The 15,540-nt window shown below is 75.4% G+C and carries 17 protein-coding genes; 7 read left to right on the top strand and 10 right to left on the bottom strand.

All coding sequences use genetic code 11. The annotated features are described in order from the left end of the window. The first annotated feature begins 9 nt into the window (after positions 1-9). Positions 10-1,626, top strand: coding sequence for a sensor histidine kinase (locus VE546_RS03790; RefSeq protein ID WP_324918260.1), 1,617 nt, complete (start codon positions 10-12; stop codon positions 1,624-1,626). Positions 1,627-1,641: 15 nt separating this feature from the next. Here the strand turns inward: VE546_RS03790 and VE546_RS03785 are convergent, their stop codons facing one another. Next, on the bottom strand, positions 1,642-2,955 hold the full coding sequence (locus VE546_RS03785) for a hypothetical protein (protein WP_324918257.1): 1,314 nt from the start codon (positions 2,953-2,955) through the stop codon (positions 1,642-1,644). Between the two features lie 458 nt (positions 2,956-3,413). Here VE546_RS03785 and VE546_RS03780 point away from each other — a divergent pair, with 458 nt between their 5' ends. Then, on the top strand, positions 3,414-3,773 hold the full coding sequence (locus tag VE546_RS03780) for a hypothetical protein (RefSeq protein ID WP_324918254.1): 360 nt from the start codon (positions 3,414-3,416) through the stop codon (positions 3,771-3,773). A gap of 34 nt (positions 3,774-3,807) precedes the next feature. Here VE546_RS03780 and VE546_RS03775 read toward each other — a convergent pair whose 3' ends face one another. Continuing rightward, positions 3,808-3,978 (bottom strand): hypothetical protein, encoded by a 171-nt coding sequence (locus tag VE546_RS03775; RefSeq protein WP_324918251.1) that lies wholly within the window; start codon positions 3,976-3,978, stop codon positions 3,808-3,810. Positions 3,979-4,323: 345 nt separating this feature from the next. Between VE546_RS03775 and VE546_RS03770 the strand changes: the two genes are divergently transcribed. The 3 genes from VE546_RS03770 to VE546_RS03760 all read left to right on the top strand — a co-directional run bounded on the left by VE546_RS03770 (position 4,324) and on the right by VE546_RS03760 (position 6,318). Beyond that, positions 4,324-4,914 (top strand): TIGR03086 family metal-binding protein, encoded by a 591-nt coding sequence (locus tag VE546_RS03770; RefSeq protein ID WP_324918249.1) that lies wholly within the window; start codon positions 4,324-4,326, stop codon positions 4,912-4,914. 182 nt (positions 4,915-5,096) lie between these two features. Further along, a complete protein-coding gene (locus VE546_RS03765) occupies positions 5,097-5,468 on the top strand; it encodes a DUF6412 domain-containing protein (protein WP_324918246.1) in 372 nt (123 codons plus the stop codon). A gap of 130 nt (positions 5,469-5,598) precedes the next feature. Further along, entirely contained in the window at positions 5,599-6,318 is a 720-nt protein-coding gene (locus VE546_RS03760; protein WP_324918243.1) for a YidC/Oxa1 family membrane protein insertase, read from the top strand. 133 nt (positions 6,319-6,451) lie between these two features. On the opposite strand, the gene VE546_RS03755 is transcribed toward VE546_RS03760, so the two are convergent. Together VE546_RS03755 and VE546_RS03750 are read right to left on the bottom strand one after the other, a co-directional pair. After that, the gene (locus VE546_RS03755; RefSeq protein WP_324918240.1) at positions 6,452-7,282 is read right to left on the bottom strand and encodes a hydrolase; all 831 of its coding nucleotides are present in this window, start codon (positions 7,280-7,282) and stop codon (positions 6,452-6,454) included. Positions 7,283-7,615: 333 nt separating this feature from the next. Then, the gene (locus tag VE546_RS03750; protein ID WP_324918237.1) at positions 7,616-8,266 is read right to left on the bottom strand and encodes an SDR family oxidoreductase; all 651 of its coding nucleotides are present in this window, start codon (positions 8,264-8,266) and stop codon (positions 7,616-7,618) included. A gap of 49 nt (positions 8,267-8,315) precedes the next feature. Between VE546_RS03750 and VE546_RS03745 the strand changes: the two genes are divergently transcribed. Continuing rightward, positions 8,316-8,918 (top strand): helix-turn-helix domain-containing protein, encoded by a 603-nt coding sequence (locus VE546_RS03745; RefSeq protein WP_324918234.1) that lies wholly within the window; start codon positions 8,316-8,318, stop codon positions 8,916-8,918. 49 nt (positions 8,919-8,967) lie between these two features. Here VE546_RS03745 and VE546_RS03740 read toward each other — a convergent pair whose 3' ends face one another. Beyond that, positions 8,968-9,459 (bottom strand): general stress protein, encoded by a 492-nt coding sequence (locus VE546_RS03740; protein ID WP_324918231.1) that lies wholly within the window; start codon positions 9,457-9,459, stop codon positions 8,968-8,970. A 48-nt stretch (positions 9,460-9,507) separates the two neighbouring features. On the opposite strand from VE546_RS03740, the gene VE546_RS03735 reads away from it, so the two are divergent. Next, entirely contained in the window at positions 9,508-9,933 is a 426-nt protein-coding gene (locus tag VE546_RS03735) for an aldo/keto reductase (RefSeq protein ID WP_324918306.1), read from the top strand. A 68-nt stretch (positions 9,934-10,001) separates the two neighbouring features. Here the strand turns inward: VE546_RS03735 and VE546_RS03730 are convergent, their stop codons facing one another. The 5 genes from VE546_RS03730 to VE546_RS03710 form a co-directional block, all read right to left on the bottom strand. Continuing rightward, positions 10,002-11,129 (bottom strand): FAD-dependent oxidoreductase, encoded by a 1,128-nt coding sequence (locus VE546_RS03730; protein ID WP_324918228.1) that lies wholly within the window; start codon positions 11,127-11,129, stop codon positions 10,002-10,004. A gap of 105 nt (positions 11,130-11,234) precedes the next feature. Beyond that, the gene (locus VE546_RS03725) at positions 11,235-11,828 is read right to left on the bottom strand and encodes a GTP-binding protein (protein ID WP_324918224.1); all 594 of its coding nucleotides are present in this window, start codon (positions 11,826-11,828) and stop codon (positions 11,235-11,237) included. Next, positions 11,809-12,210 (bottom strand): DUF742 domain-containing protein, encoded by a 402-nt coding sequence (locus VE546_RS03720; RefSeq protein ID WP_414720391.1) that lies wholly within the window; start codon positions 12,208-12,210, stop codon positions 11,809-11,811. The genes VE546_RS03725 and VE546_RS03720 overlap by 20 nt, the downstream gene beginning before the upstream one ends. Further along, positions 12,207-12,641 (bottom strand): roadblock/LC7 domain-containing protein, encoded by a 435-nt coding sequence (locus VE546_RS03715; protein ID WP_324918221.1) that lies wholly within the window; start codon positions 12,639-12,641, stop codon positions 12,207-12,209. Before VE546_RS03715 ends, VE546_RS03720 begins: the two co-directional genes overlap by 4 nt. Continuing rightward, positions 12,638-15,094, bottom strand: a complete 2,457-nt coding sequence (locus tag VE546_RS03710; RefSeq protein WP_324918218.1) for a nitrate- and nitrite sensing domain-containing protein — start codon at positions 15,092-15,094, stop codon at positions 12,638-12,640. The genes VE546_RS03715 and VE546_RS03710 overlap by 4 nt, the downstream gene beginning before the upstream one ends. Positions 15,095-15,540: the final 446 nt, after the last annotated feature.

Here is a 15,540-nt window from a genome sequence, read left to right as displayed (position 1 = left end):
GGGGACGGCATGCGGATCAGGGGGCCACGCCGCGTCTTCTCCCAGGTGCTGCTGGCGCAACTGGCGACCGTCACCGGGGCCGTCGCGCTCGCCACCGGGCTGTTCCTCGCGGCGTTCGGCGACGAACTCGACGACCAGGCGATGCGCCGGGCCCTCGCCATCGCCCGGGCCGTCGCCGCCGAGCCCCGCTTCGCCGAGGGGGTGCAAACGACCCCGCCCTCGCCCGACGGCCCGGTCCAGACCGCCGCCGAGCGGGTCCGCCGCGCCACCGGCGCCGGGTACGTCGTGGTCATGGACCGGCGCGGGGTGCGCTGGTCGCACCCCGCGCCGGACCGGGTGGGACGGCGCGTGTCGACCGACCCCGGCGACGCGCTCGCGGGCCGCGAGGTCATGGAGATCGACGTGGGCACGCTCGGCCGCTCCGCCCGCGGCAAGGTCCCCCTGCGCGACGGTACCGGCCGGATCGTCGGCGCCGTCTCCGTCGGCATCGCCTACGACGACGTGCGCAACGGGCTCCTGTACGCCGTGCCCGGCCTGCTGGCGTACGCGAGCGGCGCCCTGGCCGTCGGGGCGCTGGCCGCCTACCTCGTCGCCCGGCGCCTGCGGCGCCGCACCCACGACCTGTCCTTCTCCGACATCTCCGCGCTCCTCACCGAGCGCGAGGCGATGCTGCACGGCATCCGCGAGGGGGTCGTGGCGCTCGACGGCCGCGGCCGCGTCCGCCTCGTCAACGACGAGGCCCAGCGGCTGCTGGACCTGCGCGCCGAGGACGCCGGACGGCCGCTGGAGGAGATCCTCCCGCCCGGCCGCACGCGCGACGTGCTGGCCGGCCGGGTCACCGGATCCGACCTGCTGGCCGTCAGCGGCGGGCGGGTGCTCGTGGTCAACCGGATGCCGACCGGCGACGGCGGCGCCGTCGCCACCCTCCGGGACCGCACCGAACTGGAGCTGCTGAGCCGCGAGCTGGACGGCACCCGCGGCCTCATCGACGCCCTGCGCGCCCAGGACCACGAGCACGCCAACCGGCTCCACGCCCTGCTGGGACTGCTGGAACTGGGGATGCACCAGGAGGCGCTGGAATTCCTCGCCGGGGCCGTCGGCGTGCACCGCACGACCGCCGAGCAGGTGGCCGAACGGGTCCACGACCCGCTGCTGGCCGCCCTGCTGGTCGGCAAGGCGACGGTCGCGGCGGAGCGCGGGGTGTCCCTGCGGGTCGCCCCGGACACGCTGCTGCCGGACCGCCTGGTGGACTCCCGGGACCTGGTGACCGTCGTGGGCAACCTCGTCGACAACGCGCTGGACGCGGCCGCCGGGTCCCGGGAGGCCCGCGTCGAGGTGGCGCTGCGCGCGGAGGGGCGCACGGTGGTGCTCCGGGTGTCCGACACCGGGCCCGGCGTCCCGCCCGGCCGCCGCGAGGTGATCTTCACCGAGGGGTGGACGCTGAAGGAGGCTCCGGCGCACCGGCCCCGCGGCATCGGACTGGCCCTGGTGCGCCGCCTCGCCGAGCGGTACGGGGGCGGCGCGACGGTGGCGGACCGGGAGGGCGGGGGAGCGGTGTTCACGGTCGTCCTGCCGGACGCGCTGACCGGGTCCGCCGACGGGCCCGCGCACGGGGATGCGCGGTGACCGCCCGGGGGCGGCTCAGAAGTCGCCGCCGCCCCCGAAGTCGCCTCCGCCGAAGCCGCCGAAGCCCCCGCCGTCCCCGCCGAAGCCGCCTCCGAAGTCGTCGCCGCCGTAACCGCCGCCGTAGCCGTAGCCGCCCAGGCTGCTGCCCAGGACCGTCCCGAACAGCAGGCCCGGCAGCAGCATCGAGCCGTAGCCGCCGAAGTAGCCGCCCATCCACGGTCCGTAGGCCGGGCCCGCGTCCCAGTACGGCACCCGCTCGCCGGTCGCCGTCGGCACGGTCCGCACCGCCGGGTCCAGGCCGTCCTCGATCCGGGTGGCGTCGGCCGCGCAGACCGGCACGCTGCGGGCGCTGCCGCCCGGGGGCGCCCACTCCGCGTCCCGCACCGACGGCCCGTGCCGGGGGTCGAAGAAGCACGGGGGCCTCCGCTCGGGCGGCTCCCGTCCCTCCCGCCGGGCGTCCAGCACGGCCAGGGAGAACCGGCCGTCCTCCAGCGCCTCGGTCACCGCCCGCACGTCCTCGGGGCGCCGGGCCGCCGCGGACGCCTCCTTGGCCCTCTCGTACGCGTCCAGCGCCCGCCGGTAGTCGTCGAGCATCTCCTGGGTGACGCCGGGGGCGGAGGGGGAGAAGTCCAGCCGGTCCAGGGCCTCGCCGTAGGCCGTGATGTCCTCCTCGACCGCGCCCCGCACCTGCTCCAGTTCGGCCCGCTCCTGCTCCTGCTGCTGCCTGCGCGAGCGCCGCACCAGGAACAGGCCGCCGAGCGCGAACACCGCCAGGACGACCAGGAAGCCCACCAGCACGCCGCCGCCGGAGCCGCCGCCGGCCGGGCCCCGGTCGCCGGCACCGGAGTCGCCGTCCCGCGCGGCCGACTGCACGTCCGTGACGAAGCCGCTGAGGATCCGGTCGGGCTGGTCGGAGTGCTCCCGGAGGTTCTCCTCCGCGAGCGAGGCGGCCACCCGGCCCCGCAGCACCGAGTCGTCCGAGGCCGCGCCGAACCGCGAGCCCAGCGCGACCGCGTACACGCCGGGGCGGCCCACCTCGGAGCGCAGCCGGTCGAAGACGGCGTCACCGCCGTAGGAGGAGTCCGCGGGCAGGACGGCGACGTAGATGGGCACGTCGCCGGAGCGGATCTGCTCGGTGAGTCGCGCGGCCTCGGAGCCGGAGAGCTTGTCCGACGCGGCGGGGTCGACGTAGACCGGGTTCTCCCGCAGGGCGGCACCGACCTCGTCGAGACCGGTGGCCGCCCGGGCGCTGCCCGCCGGGCCCAGGAGGGCGGCCACGACGGCGAGCAGGACAGCCCAGACCAGACCCGCCCGCCGTCCCGGGACCATGTCAGAGATGGGGCGGTTTGTCCTCATGGTGCTCGGCTACCCAGTCGTCGCCCCGCCACCCGGGAAAGTTGCCGGTACTCCCTGCGCCGGAGGGATCCGGGGTGTTTTAAGATTGAATCTGACGCGGACGCCGGTGGCGCAACCGTGTTCCCGGGCCGCTCCCGGGCCTCACCCACCGCCCGCGGTGCCCCCCTCGCCGCAGGGCGACCGCCGCCGTCCCTCCGCGTCGGGAATCGGCCCCGGTCGAGTTCTCCCCCGTCTCGGCCGGGGCCCTCGCCGTATCTCCGGGCGGGTCCGCCGCACACCGGGGAGTGTCACTCCGCTTCGATACCCTGGAAAGTGTCCCGGCCGCGCGTTCCGCGGCACCGCGGAACGCGGCGGACACCGGGCCCGAGGCCGCCCGGGCGCCCTCCGGAATCGCGGACGCCCGTTTCCCCACCTCTCCACGGAGGCCGCCGTTGTCCTCGATAGGAACCGCCCGCCACTTCCATCCCGCGGGAACGCCCGGGGACGTCTGCCGCGACCACAACCGCGCCGCGCTGGCCACCGTGGTGGCGGCCGAGGCGCGCCGGAGGGGCTACGGACCGGAGCTGAGCGACGAGCAGATCGACGAGTGCGCCGCGCTCGCCGGCCGCGGAACCCCCTCGGAGAGGTCCCGCGCGGCGATCCGTGCCGCGCTGCGTCCGCCGCTCACCGCCGACGACGATCCGGAGGCCGTGGCGGCGGCCGTCTTCGACTCGCTGCCCTCCCACCCGGTGCGGGTGGTAGGACGGGACGGCCGGGAGTTCTTCCTGGTCCCGCTCCCGGCCACCACCTGATCCGACGGCCGCGGCCACACCGCGGCCGCCGGCCTCACTCCGGCCGGTGCTGCGCCGTGCCCAGACCTCTCCAGTCCAGGGCCTCCTGGGCCTCGCGCTGTATTCGCTCGGCCACCTCGCGGGTCTCCGCGAGGACATCGCCGCGCTCCTCGACCAGGCTTCCGTAGATCGGCGGGTGGTCGGGCCTGGTGGCGGTGGTCGTCACAGTACGGGTCCTTCCTGTCATGCCTGTCGTGTCACGGGTCGTGCGGCGGCGGTGCGCCGCGTCCCGATGGTGCCATGAGCCGGTGACACGGCCGTCCCTCCCCCGGCTCCCGGAAGCAGGGACGGACCAGCGCGCCGCTACCCGCGCGACGGCCGCTCATGCGGACGATCATGGACATGGTCGTGTGACATCGGTGACATGGGTGACAGCGATGAGTTCCGGACGTCGGCCCGGTCTCCACGGACGGCACACGCGCTCGTCCGGTGCCGCGCACGGCACGCGGCACCGGCGCGCCGTGGGACCGCGACAGGACCGCGAGAGAACCGCGAGAAAAGAGGCCGCCGGATGACCGTCATGCTCGATCTCGAACCTCCCGCCCGGCAGATGGCCCTGGTGGTGGGGAACATCACCGACGACCGGCTCGGGGCGCCGACGCCGTGCGAGGCCAGCACCGTGGGCGACCTGCTGCACCACGTGCTCGGCCTGTCGATCGCCTTCCGGGCCGCCGCCAGGAAGGAACTGGGGCCGGCGACCCGGGTCGACCCGGGCTCCTCCCCGCCCTCCGCGGCGCTGCTGCCCGAGGACTGGCGCGACCGCATCCCGCGCCTGCTGGACGAACTCGTCGACGCCTGGCGCGAACCGGCCGCCTGGGAGGGCACCACCCAGGCGGGCGGCGTCACCCTGCCCGCCGAGGAGGCAGGCCGCGTCGCCCTGAACGAACTCGTCCTCCACGGCTGGGACCTCGCCCGCGCCACCGGACAGGAGTACACCTGCGACGACACCAGCCTGCGGGCCTCGATCGACCTGCTGTCGCGGTCGACCGACGAGGCCGACCGGGCGGGGGCCTTCGGCCCCGTCGTCCAGGTCCCGCCCGGCGCCCCGCTCCTGGACCGCGCCGTCGGCCTCGGCGGCCGGCAGCCCTCCTGGACCCCCTGAGCCGGCGCCGACGAGGACGGCGGCCGGAGGCCGGCGGGAACCGGCGGTGGCCGTGGCCACCCCGTGGCAGAGCGCGCGCGCCGGGCGTCGGGGCGCCGCCCCGCACCGGCCGGCGCGGGGCCAAGGGGCCTGGGGTAGCATCGCGGGGCAGCCGGTGGAGAACCGAGCCGGGGGAGAGGCGGATGACGGGCGACTGGCCGAAGGGCCGCACGGGGGTGCCCCGTGCGGGACGGCCGGGCGCGGCCTCCGGCCCCACGGCGCTCCTGGCCTCCTGGGCGTCACGGCTGCTGCCGCTGCTCCTGGTGCTGCTGACGGCCGCTCAGGCGGCGCCGGGCGGCCTGGCGGAGACCGCCGTGGCCCTCGCCGCGACCACCGCCCTCGCCGCCTGCGCCCTCCTCACCGCGTGCCGGGCCCGGCCGGTGCCGCCCACCCGCGTCCGCACCGCCCTGCGCGACCGGGAACGCCGTACCGCCTTCCTCCCGCAGCGCGACCCCGACGCCTCGGGCCGCCCCCGGCCCCGGGCGCCCGGCCGTCCCCTCCCGACGGCCGGGTAGGCACGGGCACCCCTCCCGCGGGCTCCCTTCCGCGGGCTCCTCGGAGCCGGAGGTGGGCTCACGCCTGCGCGGCTCGTCACGCCGAACCGTTCCGTCCGGCTCGACGAGACCCCGGGAGGGCTCAGCCGCCATGTCCGTTGTCGTCCATCTCTTCGCGCTGCTCACCGCCGCGCTCGAACCGCTCCTCGCCGATTCGGCGACCGCCGCCGCGATCGTGGTGGCCACCTTGCTCGTACGGACCCTGCTCCACCCCCTGGCACGGGCCGGGGTGCGGGCGGAGAAGGCCCGGGCCGCGCTCGCGCCGAGGATCGCCGAGCTGAGGAAGAGGCACGCCGGGGACCCGGAGCGCCTCCGGCGGGCCGTGCTGGACCTGCACGCGAAGGAGGGGATCTCACCGCTGGCGGGGCTGCTGCCGATGCTGGCGCAGCTCCCGGTCTTCTTCGTGATGTACCGGCTGTTCTCGGCCCCCCGGGTGGGCGGCGAGGCCAACGGTCTGCTCGACCACCGGCTGGGAGCCGCCCCGCTGGGCGGGCACTGGGCCGACGCGCTCGGCGACGGCGGGGTGTTCGGCGCGCAGGGGCTGGTGTACCTCGGCCTGTTCGCGGTGATCGCGGCGGTGGCGTCCTGGACGTACCGGCGGGCGCGCGCCGCGGCCCGGACGGCGCCGCCGGAGATGGCGGGCCCGGCGAGGATGCTGCCGCTGCTGTCCTTCGGGACCCTGGTCACCGCCGCGTTCGTGCCGCTGGCCGCCGGGCTCCACCTGGCGACGACCACGGCGTGGACGGCGGTGGAGCGGGCGCTGCTGCACCGCGACCGCGGGAGCGCGGGCCGCACCGGAGGCGGCCGCTGAGCGGCGGCGGCCGAACGGCTCCGGACGCTCCGGACCGTCGTCCGGAGCGTCCCCCGGTGTGCGCCAGCGCGATGGGCGCGGGCGCACACCGGGAGCGGATCACCGTGGGGGCGTCATGGGGCGGGCCGCCGGATCAGCAGCCGATGCGGGAGCCGGAGACGGCGACGTCGTCGAACCACAGCGTGTCGGTGTCTCCGCCGTAGCTCTCCCAGCCCAGCCTGAAGTCCGTCGGCGAGGGCCGCCAGTTGGCCTTGCGCAGCCACTGGCCGTCGATGTCGTGGGTGGGGGTGCCGTCGACGGCCAGGCCCTGGACGGCCGTGCCGTCCACCCAGGTCTCCAGGCGCCCGGCGGGGCCGTCGATCCGGAACTCCACGCAGGTCCAGGTGTTGACCGGCAGCGGCCTGCTCATCGACACCCCGTTGGGGCTCTGCTCGGGCAGGGTGGCGTCGTCGGACTCGCGGTTCCACTGCAGGGCGCCGTTCTGGCCGCCCATCCGCAGGTCCTTGTTGTTGTCGGCGGCGTCGCGCAGGGCCGCGAAGGTGATGTGGGCGGCGGGCAGCGGGGTGGTGTGCCGCACGTAGAAGCGGGCCCAGAAGGCCGAGGAGGTGTTCACGCCGCTCAGCGGGGTGCCGACGAAGACGTGGTTGCAGTAGCCGCCCCCGCCGTTGATCCGCAGGGACTTGCCGCCGCTGTGCGCCACCGAGGAGTCCACGCTCGCGGTGCCGGTGCCGGAGCAGTTGGGGGCCCCGGCCGTCCAGCGGCCCGAGGGCTGGGTGCCGGTCTGGGACTCGAAGTCGTCGCAGAAGCCGTCCGCGGTCGTCGGGCAGCCCGCCGCGGCGGGGGCGGCCGGGGCCTCGGCGGCGGCGGGCTGTCCGGCGGGGGCGAAGGCGGCCAGGGCCAGCGCGGCGGCGGCCGCGGCGGACAAACGGCCGCGGCGGGAGCGGAGGCGCGGTGTGGGGGGCATGTGACTCTCCTTGGGAAGGTGCCGGACGGAACGGACGTCCGTGGCGGCACGTGGCGGTACGCCTGTCCAGGGGTGGGTCGGTTCCGGCGGGGCGGTGCCACCGCACGGCCGGACGGTGCGTGTCCCCCGTGGCCGGTCCCGGCGGCCACCGTGGGACGGGAGGGGTGCGCGGCGCCGGAAGGCCGCCTCCGCATCCCGGCCGAACGGTTATGGGAGCGCTCCCACGAGACTGTAGCGGTCGTGCGACCGCCTGAGAAGCCCTCGTTCCCGGCCAGGCCCCGGACCGCCGCCCGCGCGGACCCCGGGCCCGCCCGGGCTGCCGGAACCGCCGGATCACCCGGCCACGCCCACCACCTGCCCGGCCGTCGCCGGGTCGTCCAGCACCGCCAGCATCGCGTGGGCCAGATCGGCCCGCGCGATGCTGTGCCGCCGCGGTACGGCGCCGCCCAGGACCCGCTCGTACCGCCCGGTGAGCGGTCCGTCGAGCAGCCGCGGCGGGCGCAGGACCGTCCACTCCGCCGAGCTGCCGCGCAGGGCCTCCTCCATGCGGGCCAGGTCCTCGTACACCGCGCCCAGCACCCGCCGCACCACCGCGAAGGCCAGACGCCCGGTCAGGTTCTCGCCCTCCGGCACCGGGCCCACCGGCGCCGCGCTGACCACGACCAGGCGCCGTACCCCGGTGGCCTCCATGGCGGCCAGCGCCGCGCGCGTGCCCCGGGAGGCGATCGCGGTGCTCCTGGCCTGCTTGACGCCGTTCGCGCCGAGGGCGGAGAGCACCGCGTCCCGGCCCGCCACCGCCGGCCGCAGCGCCCCGGCGTCGGTGACGTCGGCGGTGACCACCTCCAGCGCCCCGGCCCCTTCGGGCGGCACCGCCAGCCGGGCCGGGTCGCGCACCACCGCCGTCACCTCGTGCCCGGCGTCCAGCGCCTGGCGCACGAGCTGCCGTCCGGTGCCGCCGGTGGCGCCCAGCACCGTGAGCCGCATGATTCCCTCCCGGGGTTGGTGAGTATTCACTAACCATTAGGGTGAGTGAATGCACACCCCAGTGTCAACGCGGGACCGGATCCTCGAAGCGGCCGAGCGGCTGATGCGCACGATCGGGCTCGCCCGCACCACCACCAAGGAGATCGCCCGTGCCGCCGGCTGCTCGGAGGCGGCGCTCTACAAGTACTTCGCGAGCAAGGAGGAGCTGTTCGTCCGGGTCCTGGAGGAGCGGCTGCCCCGGCTGGGGGCGCTGCTGGAGGAACTGACCGCCGAGCCGGGGGAGCGGAGCGTGGCGGAGAACCTCACCGAGATCGCCCGGCACGCCGCGCTCTTCTACGAGTCCAGCTTCCCGATCGCCGCCTCCCTCCACGCCGATCCGCGGCTGCTGAAGCGCCACCACGCCGCGATGCGCGAACTGGGCGCCGGGCCGCGCAAACCCCTCCTGGCGCTCTCCGCCTACCTGCGCGCCGAACGCGAGGCGGGCCGCATCCGCCCCGGCGCCGACACCGACGCGGCGGCGGCCCTGCTGCTGGGGGCCTGCGCGCAGCGCGCCTTCCTGTACGACTTCCCCGGCGGCGAGGTCCCCGACCAGCCGCTGGAGGAGTTCGCGGCGGCCCTGGCCCACACCGTCCTGGCGGGCATCGGCGCCTGACGCCCCGGCGGGACGGCGGGCGGCCTCCTCCCGGCGTACGCCGCCGGCGTCACGCGGTGCCGGTCAGGCCCTCGCGCTGCAGGATGCCCCGGGCCCGGTCGGCGTGCCCGCCGCGGACGACGACGTCGTAGTGGTCGGCGGCCAGGGCCTGGGTGGAGGAGAAGTCACGGCGCCCCCCGGTCGCCGAGTGGCCGACGAAGCCGAAGACGGCCCCCCACAGCGCGCCGATGAGGACACCGCCGAGGATCAGCCCGAACCAGGCGGGGCCGGGGGTGAACAAGCCCACCAGCAGCCCGATGAACAGGCCGAACCAGGCGCCGCTGGCGGCGCCGAGAGCGGCCGCACGCCCCTTGGTCATCCGCCCGGTGACGTGCTCGACCAGGCGCAGGTCGGACCCGACGATGTCGATGTGCTCCACGGGGAACCTCTCGTCGGAGAGCCGGTCGACCGCGGCCTGGGCCTCCTCGTAGGCGGAGTAGCTGGCCACCGTGTTCCAGGCGTCGCTGATCGGGTTCGGAGGGGTCGGGTCGATGTTGGCCATCGCGGGCACTCCTTCCGTGCGGTGCGCTACTGCCCGCCTGCCCGACGGATGCTGCTTTATGGGCGGAAAAGCCCCACGGGCGGGAAGCGGCCACGGGGCCACCGGACGCCTCTGTCAGGCGGTCGGACGCCCGTATCAGGCGGTCGCGCTCACGGCCCGTCGACGGGCCGGTGGTCCGGTTCCGCCCGCCGTGCCCCGTCGCCGGAGGCGGTCGGACCGCCCAGCCACCGCCTTCGTCCTCTTCTTTCCGCTCGGCGGCTTCGGCCCGCTCCCGTCCGACACGCTCACCGAGGCGGCTGCCACCCGGACGCCTCCCCGCAGCAGGTCGCCCTGGCCCGGCCGCTGCGGCGCTCGGCCACGACCGCCCTCATCCCCGGCGCCTCGTCCGTGGCCCACCTCCGCGAGAACATCGCCGCGGCGGACCTGGTCCTGCCGGACGACGCGGTCGCGGAACCCGACGCCGTCGGCCGGTGAGCACGCGGAACGGCGGAGGGCGACCGGGCCGCGCGCCCTTACGGCCGCTCCCTGAGCGCGGCTGCACCCTATGGCCGCTCCCTGAGCGCGGCCATGGTGCGGCCGATCAGCCCGGGCGCGTCGGCGTCCCGCACCCCGTCCAGCAGCCACCGGCCGAGCTGCACGGAGTTCTCCACGACCATGCGCACCCGGGGCATGCGTCGCTCCCGGTACCGGGTCAGCAGCACATCGTCCCAGGTGTCGTGGGTGGTGAGCAGTTCGGCGAGGACGAGCGCGTCCTCCAGGGACATCGCCGCGCCCTGGGCGAGGGTGGGCGGGCAGACGTGGGCGGCGTCCCCGACCAGGACGACCCGGCCGCGGTGCCAGGGCCCCTCGACCAGCAGCCGGTGGAACCAGGTGTAGTTCACCTGGGAGGCGTCCGTGACGGACTCCCGGATCTGCTTCCAGTGGCCGCCGTAGCCCGCCGCCAGGCGGCGCACCTCCTCGACGCGGGACTCCGGGGGGAGGGCGGCGCGGTCCCGCCCGGGCTCGACCAGGTAGGCGTAGAGGGAGTCCTCACCGGTGGGGCAGTAGCCGGCGATGTAGGCCGGGCCGCCGTAGGCGAGGTCGGTGCGCACCACGCCCCGGGGACGCGGGGCGGTCACGCGCCAGATGCCCATGCCGGTGGGCACCGGCCGGTCCGGAATGCCGATCGCCGCGCGGGTGGCGGAGTTCAGGCCGTCGGCGGCGGCCACCAGGTCGTAGCGGCCGGTGGTGCCGTCGGTGAGGCGGACGGTGACGCCGTCGCCGTCCTGCTCCAGCGCCTCGACGGTGCAGCCGAGCCGGACCCGGACACCGGCGGCCCGGACGGCGTCGGCGAGGACGCGCTGGAGCTGCGGACGGGGCATGCCCACGGTGGCGGGCAGGTCCTCGCCGCCGGTCCGCAGGCCTTCGGCGACGTGCAGCACCGTGCCGTCGGGGGCGGTCAGCCCCAGGGCGTCGAAACCGAACCCCTCCTCCCGGACCCGTTCCCACACGCCGACCTCGCGCAGCACCCGCAGCGCGTTGCCCTGGAGGGTGATCCCGGAGCCGTGGACGTTCCAGTCGGGGGACACCTCGACGAGGTCGACCTCGATGCCGGCGCGGCGCAGCAGGACGGCGAGGGCGTTGCCGGAGGTGCCGCCTCCGACGACGAGGACGGTACGGGCCGGGGGCATGGCTTCCTTTCTTTCCGGGGCCCGGGGTCAGAGGCCCGAGGTCCGGGCCCCTGACTCCCGGGGTTCCGGGGTTCCGGGAGTTCGGCGGGGGAGTGGCGGCGCGGCTCAGCCCGAGGACGCGCCGACCGGCGCGGACCGGGACATCAGCAGGTCCACCAGGGCGAGCAGCATGTCCCGGCCCGCCTCCGGCCGCCGCACGTCCCCCATCAGCAGCGGGACGCCCGGGTCGAGGTCGAGGGCCTCGCGGACCTCCGCCTCGGTGCGCTCGCAGCGGCCGTGGAAGCAGTTGACGCCCACCACGAAGGGGATGCCCCGGCTCTCGAAGAAGTCGATGGAGGCGAAACTGACCTCCAGCCGCCGGGTGTCGACCAGGACGACCGCCCCCAGCGCGCCGTTGATCAGGTCGTTCCACATGAACCAGAAGCGCTCCTGGCCCGGGGTGCCGAAGAGGTAGACCACCAGCCCGGGATTGATGGTGATCCGGCCGAAGTCGAGCGCCACCGTGGTGGTGGACTTGTCCGCCAGCCCGTCGATGTCGTCGACGCCCCTGCTGGCCTCGGTCAGGTACTCCTCGGTGCGCAGCGGGGCCACCTCGCTGACCGCCCCCACCATGGTGGTCTTGCCCACCCCGAAGCCGCCGGCGACCAGGATTTTGACGGCCACGGGGCCCGTCGTGCCGTCAGAGTCTCTGGAGCCCATCCCTCACCGCCTGTAGAAGTTCCACGTTCAGTCCCCCGCTCTGTTCGGCCGCCAGTGGCGGACGGATCGTCACCCTGCCGAGCGACACCAGGTCGCCGATCAGGATCTTCGTCACCGACACGGGCAGGTCCAGCCCCGCGGCGACCTCCGCCACCGCGGCCGGCGTGCGGCACTGCTCCAGAATGGTCCGGTGCTCCGGCTCCAGCCGCTTCTCCCCGGCGGCCAGGTCGGCCCCGTCGTCCTCGGGACCGACCGTCGTCACCACCGTGATCAGGGTCAGGTCGTCGCGCTGGGGAGCGGTGCGGCCGCGGGTGATGGTGTACGGCCGGACCAGCGAGCCCTCGTCGTCACCGGACTCCAGGTGGTCCGTCCAGTGACTCACCCACGTCCACCCCCGCCGGCGGCCGAGGCGTCGGCCCGGGTCTCGGTGCCCAGTTTCTGACCGACCTGCTGGACGAGGGTGTGCATGGCGACGGCCATCACCTCGGCGTCCACGTCCTGGGAGGCCACCACGGCCAGGTGGGTGCCCTTGCCCGCGGCGGTGATGAACAGCCACAGGTTGGCCAGCTCCACGATGACCTGCTGCACCGGGCCGCCGTTGAACAGCTCGTCCACCCCGCGGGCGAGGCTCTGCTGGCCGGTGGCCACGGCGGCCAGCCGTTCGGCGTCGGTGCGCTCGATGGTGCCGGACTGGCTGACGACCAGTCCGTCGTCGGACAGGACGATGGCGTGCAGGGCACCCGGCACCTGCTCCACCAGGCCGTCCAGCAGCCAGTCCAGGTCCTGGTTGGTGGCGGTGGTTCGCTGTGTCATGTTCGGTCTTCCGTCGAGGGTCGGCTGTGGTCCGGCGTGCTGCCGCCGGTGGTGGAGGGGGCGTCGTCGGAGGCGGCCTGTCGCCGGGCGATGCGGGACTGCCGCTGGAAGGCTCCGATGGTCGCGCCCGAACGCCTGGGTTCCGAGCGGAGGGTGAGCGTGTCCTCGTCGAAGGAGCCGGTCCGGGGGGCCGGTTTCCTCAACTCGGGGGCGAGGCTGGCCTGGCGGACCCGCTTGGGCAGCGGCTTGGCCGCGTCCGCGTCGCCGGGGCGCCGCGCCGCCTCCCCGCCGCGGCCGGAGGCGGCGGCGCCGTCGCGCGTGGTGCCGTCGTGCGCGGTGCCCTCATGCGTGGTGCCGTCGTGCGCGGCGTCGGCGGACCCGGCCGCGGCGGAGGCGGAGACGACCGCGGACATCGCCCGGCCCCGGGACCGGACGGGCAGTGCCGCGGGAGGCCCGTCGGCACCGGACGCGGCCTGCTCACGCTCCTGCGCGGTTCCGTGCGCGGCGGTCTCCCCGCCCGCGTCGGTCCGCTGCCCGGTCCCGTCGCCCGCGTCGGCCCGCTGCGCGGGCTCGTCGGCCGGGGCGGGGCCGTCCGCGACCAGCTCGGCGGGGATGAGCACGACCACCCGGGTGCCGCCGAACACGGACGGCCGGAACTCCACGTCCAGGCCGAGGCCGGAGGCGAGCCGCGCGACGACGTACAGGCCGAGCCGTGCGTCGTCGGCGCGGGAGAGCATGTCCATCCGGGGCGGATCGGCGACGAGCCGGTTGACCCGCTCGTACTCCTCGGGCTCCATGCCCAGGCCGCGGTCCTCGATCTCCACCGCCAGGCCCCGTCCGACCAGGCCGGCGCGCACCTCCACGGGGGTCGGGGGCTTGGAGAAGGCGGCGGCGTTCTCCATCAGCTCGGCCAGCACGTGCACCACCGGGCCCACGGCGCGGCCGGACAGCCAGGGCTGCCCCTCGACCTCGATCTGGATGCGGCGGTAGTCCTGCACCTCGCCCAGCGCGGCGCGCAGCACGTCCAGCACCTTCACGGGCTTGCGCCAGCGCCGCTGCGGCTGGCCGCCGCCGAGGATGACCAGGTTCTCCTCGTAACGGCGCAGACGGGCCGTCAGGTGGTCGAGGTCGAAGAGGCCCTCCAGCACCTCCGGGTCCTCGTGGCGGCGCTCCATCTGGTCGATCTTCTTCATCTGCAGACCGATCAGGAGCTGGGTGCGGCGGGCGATGCGCTGGAGCAGACGCTCGAAGCCGCGGTGCTGCTCGGTCTGCCGCACGGCGGTCTCGACGGCGCTGCGGCGCGCGAGGTTGAGCGCCTGGCCGAGCCGACCCAGCTCGTCGTCGCCGTGGCTGACCTCGCGCACCTCGGCGTCGGGGTCGACGGTCTCGCCGCGCCGCAGCCGTTCGACGACCTCGGGCAGCTTCGCCTCCAGCTCCAGGGCCTCCTCGCGCAGGGAGGAGATCCGCCGCCGCAGGGCGGTGGCGATCCACACGTTGAGCGCGACGACCAGCAGGACCGCGCCGAGGCCGACGGCGCTGACGGTGACCAGGCGGGTCAGCAGGGACCGGATCGCGGCCTCGCCGGCCTCGTGGGTGTCGAGGGTGCGGTTGGTGATCAGTTTCTGGAAGTGCGGGCCGAGGGCGTCGACGGACTGCCGCCACTCCCGCTCCGCGCGGGGCAGGGGGACGCCGGGGGTGTCGCTGTGGGAGTGGGCCCCCAGCAGGTCCTGTTCCAGCGAGGTCTTGAGCTGCCAGGCGACGCCGGTGGTCATCCGGCGGTACACCACCATGTCCTCGGAGGACAGGTGGGGCGCGATCCTGCTCTCCAGCAGGAAGTTCTGGGCACCGATCCACCGCGAGAGGCTGTGGTGCTCGCCCATGGTGATCCGGCCGGTGTCCCAGCCGCGGGCGAGCAGGGCGTCCTCGCGGGAGAGCATCTCCTTGGCCCAGAACAGGTCGACCAGGACCCTGGCCCGGGCCGTGACCTCGCTGTTCTCCGAGCGGCTCAGGGTCTCGAAGAGCCGCAGGTCGACGGCGATCAGCTCGGTGAAGTAGGCGAAGGTCTCCGCCTGGGTGGCGACCCCGTTGTCCACGGACCGGCGGATGCGGTCGATCCGCAGCATGTCCCCGCGCGTCTGGGCGACGGCCTCCCGCAGCTCCCGGGGGGCGTGGGAGGCGTCGATGTCGGACAGGGAGAGGAAGGAGCGCAGGGCCTTGTCGGTCCGGGCGCGCTGCTCGCGCAGCGCGGCACGGGACGTCCCGTCGGGGTCGGCCAGCACCTCGGCGCTGAGCCGCCGCTCCTCCTGGAGGCTGAAGTAGACGGCGTTGGCCGGGATGCCGGCCCGGGCGGCGAGGGCCTTCTCGTCCTTCTGCGTCTGCCAGTCGCGGGCGAGCTGCGCGGTGCTGACACCCCACAGGGAGACCAGGGCGAGGCTGGGTACGGCGGCCAGCACGAGCAGGGCCGTTCGGAATGAGCCAACTCCGAACGAGCGGTTCGCCCTGCGCTCCTGGCGGCGTCCGGGCACACGTACGCGCAGTGCCATCTCTCCCCAGCTGTGCTGTGCGGTGGTGGTTCGCCGCTGGTGAGGGCGGCGTGAAGGACGGAGCGATGGTAGTCATACGGTCTGTCGAAAGGAACACGCGGGGTGGTGCTCCACGTGTGTGCCGCGCCGTCAGACGGTGTTCCCTGATGGCCGATTTCCAACGCTCGGACCGGACGCCGGTGTGGGCCGCCGTCGTGGGGACGGGAGGGCGGCGGGAGCGGCTCACGCCGCCCTCCGGGGCGTACGGCCGGTCGCGCGCCGCTCGTGCGACGCGTCGGATTTCGGCGGTGATCCTGCCTTCTCGGCTGCGAATTCCGGTTGGAATTCCGGTTGGGATTCCTGTCGGCGGGCGGGGC

The sequence above is a fragment of the Streptomyces sp. genome, from assembly GCF_035644915.1.
In the GTDB taxonomy this organism is placed as follows: Bacteria; Actinomycetota; Actinomycetes; order Streptomycetales; family Streptomycetaceae; genus Streptomyces.
This window is presented reverse-complemented; position numbering and strand designations above follow the sequence as displayed.

Bases quoted from the DNA above. Each gene is read 5' to 3' on its own strand.
- VE546_RS03790 (WP_324918260.1), top strand. From the start codon at position 10: ATGCGGATCAGGGGGCCACGCCGCGTCTTCTCCCAGGTGCTGCTGGCG.
- VE546_RS03785 (WP_324918257.1), bottom strand. From the start codon at position 2,955: ATGGTCCCGGGACGGCGGGCGGGTCTGGTCTGGGCTGTCCTGCTCGCC.
- VE546_RS03770 (WP_324918249.1), top strand. From the start codon at position 4,324: ATGACCGTCATGCTCGATCTCGAACCTCCCGCCCGGCAGATGGCCCTG.
- VE546_RS03765 (WP_324918246.1), top strand. From the start codon at position 5,097: ATGACGGGCGACTGGCCGAAGGGCCGCACGGGGGTGCCCCGTGCGGGA.
- VE546_RS03760 (WP_324918243.1), top strand. From the start codon at position 5,599: ATGTCCGTTGTCGTCCATCTCTTCGCGCTGCTCACCGCCGCGCTCGAA.
- VE546_RS03755 (WP_324918240.1), bottom strand. From the start codon at position 7,282: ATGCCCCCCACACCGCGCCTCCGCTCCCGCCGCGGCCGTTTGTCCGCC.
- VE546_RS03750 (WP_324918237.1), bottom strand. From the start codon at position 8,266: ATGCGGCTCACGGTGCTGGGCGCCACCGGCGGCACCGGACGGCAGCTC.
- VE546_RS03745 (WP_324918234.1), top strand. From the start codon at position 8,316: ATGCACACCCCAGTGTCAACGCGGGACCGGATCCTCGAAGCGGCCGAG.
- VE546_RS03740 (WP_324918231.1), bottom strand. From the start codon at position 9,459: ATGGCCAACATCGACCCGACCCCTCCGAACCCGATCAGCGACGCCTGG.
- VE546_RS03735 (WP_324918306.1), top strand. From the start codon at position 9,508: ATGCTGCTTTATGGGCGGAAAAGCCCCACGGGCGGGAAGCGGCCACGG.
- VE546_RS03730 (WP_324918228.1), bottom strand. From the start codon at position 11,129: ATGCCCCCGGCCCGTACCGTCCTCGTCGTCGGAGGCGGCACCTCCGGC.
- VE546_RS03725 (WP_324918224.1), bottom strand. From the start codon at position 11,828: ATGGGCTCCAGAGACTCTGACGGCACGACGGGCCCCGTGGCCGTCAAA.
- VE546_RS03715 (WP_324918221.1), bottom strand. From the start codon at position 12,641: ATGACACAGCGAACCACCGCCACCAACCAGGACCTGGACTGGCTGCTG.